A 4,801-nucleotide genomic window follows, 5' to 3' on the forward strand; every position below is an offset into this window, starting at 1 on the left:
TGTGCGGGCGCTTTTTTTGTTGCCCGGCGGGGTTGCGGCGAACTGTCAGTCCAAATTGCTTTCCCTCGCGTCGGGGACGACATATAACCCGATGCAAAGCCCCGCGCGACCAGAACGCGGCCACCCCAACAAGCCAGAGGACGGCATGAGCAAGGACTCCGATCACAACAATCAGGATAACGCAGGCGACGTGGCCTTTATTCAGGCACTGGCGGAACTGCTGAACCGGAACGACCTGACCGAACTGTCGGTCAAGCGCGAATACAGTGAAAACGACCGCCTGACCGTCAGCCTGTCCAAAGGGGGCAAGGCCGTGCTGATGCAGGCCCCGGTTGCCGCACCCGCGCCGGTCGCCGCGGCCCCCGCTGGCCCTTCGACCCCCACGGCAACGCCGGGCGCGACCACCGAAGACCCGGCCAGCCTGCCGGGCGCCGTCACCTCGCCCATGGTCGGCACCGCCTATCTGTCGCCCGAACCGGGTGCCGCGCCCTTTGTCACCATCGGTCAGAGCGTGGCCGAAGGCGACACCCTGCTGATCGTCGAGGCGATGAAGACCATGAACCACATCCCTGCCCCGCGCGCGGGCACGGTGCGGCGCATTCTGGTCGATGACGGCACCCCGGTCGAATTCGGCGCCCCCCTGATGGTCGTCGAGTGAGGCGGCCATGTTCGATAAAATCCTGATCGCCAATCGCGGCGAAATCGCGCTGCGGGTGATCCGCGCCTGCCGCGAAATGGGCATTCAGTCGGTGGCAGTGCACTCGACCGCCGACACCGACGCCATGCATGTGCGTATGGCCGATGAATCGGTCTGCATCGGGCCGCCGTCCTCGTCGGCCAGCTATTTGTCGATGCCTGCCATCATCTCGGCCTGCGAAATCACCGGCGCGCAGGCGGTGCATCCCGGCTATGGCTTCCTGTCGGAAAACGCCGGCTTTGTGCAGATGCTGGAGGATCACGGCATCAGCTTTATCGGCCCGACCAGCGAACATATCCGCCTGATGGGCGACAAGATCACCGCCAAGGAAACCGCGAAATCGCTGGGGATTCCGGTGGTGCCGGGGTCCGATGGCGGGGTGCCCGACATCGAAACCGCGCGCAAGGTCGCGGGCGACATGGGCTATCCCGTCATCATCAAGGCGACGGCGGGCGGCGGCGGGCGCGGCATGAAGGTGGCCAAGGATGCCGCCGCGCTGGAAACCGCCTTTCGCACCGCGCGGGCCGAGGCCAAGGCAGCCTTTGGCAACGACGAGGTATATATCGAAAAATACCTGCAAAAACCGCGCCATATCGAAATTCAGGTTTTTGGCGACGGGCGCGGCAAGGGTATCCACCTGGGCGAACGCGACTGTTCGCTGCAACGCCGCCACCAAAAGGTGCTGGAAGAGGCGCCCGGCCCGGTCATCACCGCCGAGCAGCGCGCCGAAATCGGCGGCATCTGCGCCCGCGCCATTGGCGAAATGGGCTATCGCGGGGCCGGGACCATCGAATTTCTGTTCGAGGACGGGCAGTTCTATTTCATCGAAATGAACACCCGGCTTCAGGTCGAACACCCCGTGACCGAGGCGATCTTTGGCGTCGATCTGGTGCGCGAACAGATCCGCGTGGCGGCTGGCCTGCCGATGGATCTGGAACAGGACGATCTGTCGATCCGTGGCCATGCGATCGAGGTGCGGATCAACGCCGAACGGGTGCCGGGCTTTACCCCCTGCCCCGGCCGGATCACGCAATATCATGCCCCCGGTGGCCTTGGCGTGCGGATAGATTCGGCGCTGTATGACGGCTATTCGATCCCGCCCTATTACGACAGCCTGATCGGCAAGCTGATCGTCCACGGCCGCGACCGGCCCGAAGCCTTGGCACGGCTGGCGCGCGCGCTGTCGGAACTGATCGTCGATGGCGTGGACACCACCATCCCGCTGTTCCGCGATCTGCTGCAAGAACCCGACATCCAGTCGGGCAATTACTCGATCCACTGGCTGGAACGCTGGTTGGAGCAGCGTTTCGGCTGACGTGCTGACCCCTGCGCATCTTTTGAACGCCTATGCGCAGGGGGTTTTCCCCATGGCCGAATCGGCAGATGACCCGCGCCTTCACTGGTTCGATCCGCCCCGCCGCGGCATCCTGCCGGTCGGCGGGGTCCGTGCCGCGCGGTCGCTGCGGCGCGACCTGCGCCGAGGCGGGTGGAGCGCGCATCTGGACGGTGATTTCGACGCGGTGGTGGCAGCTTGCGCGGATCGCGACGAAACATGGATCAACGCACCGCTGCGCGATCTATACCACGATCTGCACAAGCTCGGCTATGCCGAGGCCCTGACCATCCGCCAGAACGGCTCTTTCGCCGGGGGCATCTTTGGAGTGATCCTGGGCGGGGCTTTCTTTGGCGAATCAATGGTTTCGTTGCGGCGCAGCGGATCGCGCATGGCGCTGATCTGGCTGTCATCGCATCTGGCGCGCTGCGGCTTTACCCTGTTCGACACGCAATTCCTGACCCCACATCTGGCCAGCATGGGCGGCGTCGAGATTTCGCGCGCCGATTATCGCAGCAGGCTGGCGGCGGCGCTGCAAGCCCCCGCCGATTTTCACGCCGCACCGCTGCCCGAGGCGGTTCAGCTTTGGCAGGAAATCACCCAGACATCATAGCGCGCATCATCCAGCGCCGACAGCGCCGGCGACGAGGCGATCATCCAGCCGCTGAACAGCGTCACATTCTGATCGCGATCCGTGACGGTCATCTGCGCAAAGGCGTCCGAACTGGGGTCGCCCGACGGAAAACGGCATTCGCCCAGCCGGACAGTCAGCCGCCCATAATCGACCGATTGCCCGACCGCGACGACCATATCCGTGGTCTGGCCGGAAATCTTGTCCAAGCCACGCAACAGCGCCCCGCCCCCGCGCGACACCTGCTGCGCCTCGCCGCCCGAGACAAACGCCAACGTAACAGCCAGCGCGGCAAGGACAGGTTTCATTCCGGTTTCCAGGATTCGTAATCGCGCCGCCGAACCGGATCGGCACGATACAGCGACCCTTCCGGCAGATAGGCCCGCGCCGTGCCGGTCAGGTTCGGCAGGTGCGGTTCTTCCCACGCGCGATGCGGCAGCGGTTCCTTGGTCGGGGGCTGATCCCAAGTGTGATGCAGCCAGCCATGCCATTCGGGGCTGATCCGGCTGGCCTCGGCCTCGCCATTATAGATCACCCAACGGCGTTTACCGTCGGCTGTCTGGTAAAACACATTGCCCTGTTCATCCTCGCCGACCTTTTTGCCATGACGCCAGGTCCAGAATTGCGTGTTGAACGTCTGCCCGTTCCACCAGGTCAGAAAGCGGATGAACGTAGATTTCAACGACATGGGTCGGCACCTCGGATCAGCGGCGTATAGTTGGGATATGGCGTAAATTCCGGCCAAGGTCCAGCCGGAACCGAGGGGCGAGCCGCGCGGGGATCAGGCGCAGAAACCTGAGGGCGGCGAGGTCGGCGATCAGGTCGTGTGGCAGCTTGGCAAGATGCAGATCACGGCTGTGGTTCGGAACGGCCTAATCGCCATAGCGGATTTTCGCGGCCAAACGTGCTGCGGGGGCATAGCTCTGAACAACCTCGCCATGCGGTTCATGGGTAAACCAGCCCCCTGACGTCAATGCCGCAGCAAGCGCCTGCCCAGCCTTGGGCGGCAGTTGGTCGGCGCAACTGGCAACGGTATCGCGGCTATCCTGCGGCAAGGACGAAACCGGCATCCGCTGTCAGTCGCCGCCGAAATCAAAGGCCCGGCGATCAGCGTGCCAGGTCGGCGGAGCCTGCGGCGCATCGTCGCCCAACAGAACCGCCGCAAGAGTGCAGTCCCAGATCAACGCCCGGTTCCAGCGAGGCGAGGCCAACACGTCGGCAACAGGCAAATGCCCCGCAAACAGTGTCGCCGCGTAATCGCGATCCTCTGCCGCGTGCGAAGATCTCTACCACAAAACCGGCGCATACAGCATGGCCGCAATGACCACGGCGGCAAGTAATTGGCGAAGGCCATTCATCGCCGCAGCCCGACCGGCAATGACGATCAACTTGCGCTGGCGGTTTCCTTTTTCGTATCGGCGTGGATCAGCAGCGGCTTGGCCGAAGCGGTTTCGACCGCCTCTTCATTCACCACGACTTCATCCACACTGGTCAGGCCCGGCAGTTCGAACATGGTATCCAGCAGAATGTCTTCCATGATCGAGCGCAGACCACGCGCCCCCGTTTTGCGCTGGATAGCACGTTTGGCGATCGCTTTGAGCGCGTCTTCGGTAAAGGTCAGCTTGACGTCTTCCAGTTCGAACAGGCGCTGATACTGCTTGACCAGCGCATTCTTGGGCTTGGTCAGGATGATAATCAGGGCCTCTTCGTCCAGATCGGTCAGGGTGGCGATGACCGGCAGACGACCGACGAATTCCGGGATCAGACCGAATTTCAGCAGGTCTTCCGGCTCCAGTTCCTTGAACAACTCGCCAACGCCGCGGTCGTCGTTTTCCTTGACCGTAGCGCCAAAGCCCATCGCGGTGCCCTTGTTGCGCTGCGCGATGATCCGTTCCAGCCCGGCAAAGGCCCCGCCGCAGATGAACAGGATGTTGGTCGTGTCCACTTGCAGGAATTCCTGCTGCGGATGCTTGCGCCCGCCCTGCGGCGGCACCGAGGCGACCGTGCCTTCCATGATCTTCAGCAGCGCCTGCTGCACCCCCTCGCCCGAGACGTCACGGGTGATCGAGGGGTTGTCGGACTTGCGGGTGATCTTGTCCACCTCGTCGATATAGACGATGCCGCGCTGCGCCCGTTCGAC

General features: G+C 63.5%; 8 protein-coding genes. 3 read left to right on the forward strand and 5 right to left on the reverse strand.

The window, feature by feature from the left end:
• The first annotated feature begins 145 nt into the window (after positions 1-145).
• Genes accB through aat form a run of 3 tightly spaced genes read left to right on the forward strand, consistent with a single transcriptional unit; the run spans position 146 to position 2,643 of the window.
• The gene (gene accB / locus Q4G14_RS14885) at positions 146-658 is read left to right on the forward strand and encodes an acetyl-CoA carboxylase biotin carboxyl carrier protein (protein WP_303362549.1); all 513 of its coding nucleotides are present in this window, start codon (positions 146-148) and stop codon (positions 656-658) included.
• Between the two features lie 7 nt (positions 659-665).
• The gene (accC, locus tag Q4G14_RS14890; protein ID WP_303362550.1) at positions 666-2,012 is read left to right on the forward strand and encodes an acetyl-CoA carboxylase biotin carboxylase subunit; all 1,347 of its coding nucleotides are present in this window, start codon (positions 666-668) and stop codon (positions 2,010-2,012) included.
• Between the two features lies 1 nt (position 2,013).
• Positions 2,014-2,643, forward strand: a complete 630-nt coding sequence (gene aat / locus Q4G14_RS14895; RefSeq protein ID WP_303362551.1) for a leucyl/phenylalanyl-tRNA--protein transferase — start codon at positions 2,014-2,016, stop codon at positions 2,641-2,643.
• On the opposite strand, the gene Q4G14_RS14900 is transcribed toward aat, so the two are convergent.
• The 5 genes from Q4G14_RS14900 to clpX form a co-directional block, all read right to left on the reverse strand.
• On the reverse strand, positions 2,610-2,969 hold the full coding sequence (locus tag Q4G14_RS14900; protein ID WP_303362552.1) for a DUF2155 domain-containing protein: 360 nt from the start codon (positions 2,967-2,969) through the stop codon (positions 2,610-2,612). The two genes, aat and Q4G14_RS14900, sit on opposite strands and share 34 nt — an antisense overlap.
• The gene (locus Q4G14_RS14905; RefSeq protein ID WP_303362553.1) at positions 2,966-3,349 is read right to left on the reverse strand and encodes an NADH:ubiquinone oxidoreductase subunit NDUFA12; all 384 of its coding nucleotides are present in this window, start codon (positions 3,347-3,349) and stop codon (positions 2,966-2,968) included. Before Q4G14_RS14905 ends, Q4G14_RS14900 begins: the two co-directional genes overlap by 4 nt.
• 184 nt (positions 3,350-3,533) lie before the next feature.
• Complete coding sequence (locus Q4G14_RS14910; RefSeq protein ID WP_303362554.1) at positions 3,534-3,731, reverse strand: hypothetical protein; 198 nt, start codon at positions 3,729-3,731, stop codon at positions 3,534-3,536.
• A 6-nt stretch (positions 3,732-3,737) separates the two neighbouring features.
• Positions 3,738-3,875, reverse strand: coding sequence for a hypothetical protein (locus Q4G14_RS14915; protein ID WP_303362555.1), 138 nt, complete (start codon positions 3,873-3,875; stop codon positions 3,738-3,740).
• Between the two features lie 170 nt (positions 3,876-4,045).
• The coding region (gene clpX / locus Q4G14_RS14920; protein ID WP_303362556.1) for an ATP-dependent Clp protease ATP-binding subunit ClpX at positions 4,046-4,801 on the reverse strand (756 nt) is incomplete at its 5' end.

This window comes from Paracoccus sp. (in: a-proteobacteria), assembly GCF_030538755.1.
In the GTDB taxonomy this organism is placed as follows: Bacteria; Pseudomonadota; Alphaproteobacteria; order Rhodobacterales; family Rhodobacteraceae; genus Paracoccus.

Excerpts from the sequence above, each read along its gene's own strand:
- accB (WP_303362549.1), top strand. The coding sequence starts at position 146 with ATGAGCAAGGACTCCGATCACAACAATCAGGATAACGCAGGCGACGTG.
- accC (WP_303362550.1), top strand. The coding sequence starts at position 666 with ATGTTCGATAAAATCCTGATCGCCAATCGCGGCGAAATCGCGCTGCGG.
- Q4G14_RS14900 (WP_303362552.1), bottom strand. The coding sequence starts at position 2,969 with ATGAAACCTGTCCTTGCCGCGCTGGCTGTTACGTTGGCGTTTGTCTCG.
- Q4G14_RS14905 (WP_303362553.1), bottom strand. The coding sequence starts at position 3,349 with ATGTCGTTGAAATCTACGTTCATCCGCTTTCTGACCTGGTGGAACGGG.
- Q4G14_RS14910 (WP_303362554.1), bottom strand. The coding sequence starts at position 3,731 with ATGCCGGTTTCGTCCTTGCCGCAGGATAGCCGCGATACCGTTGCCAGT.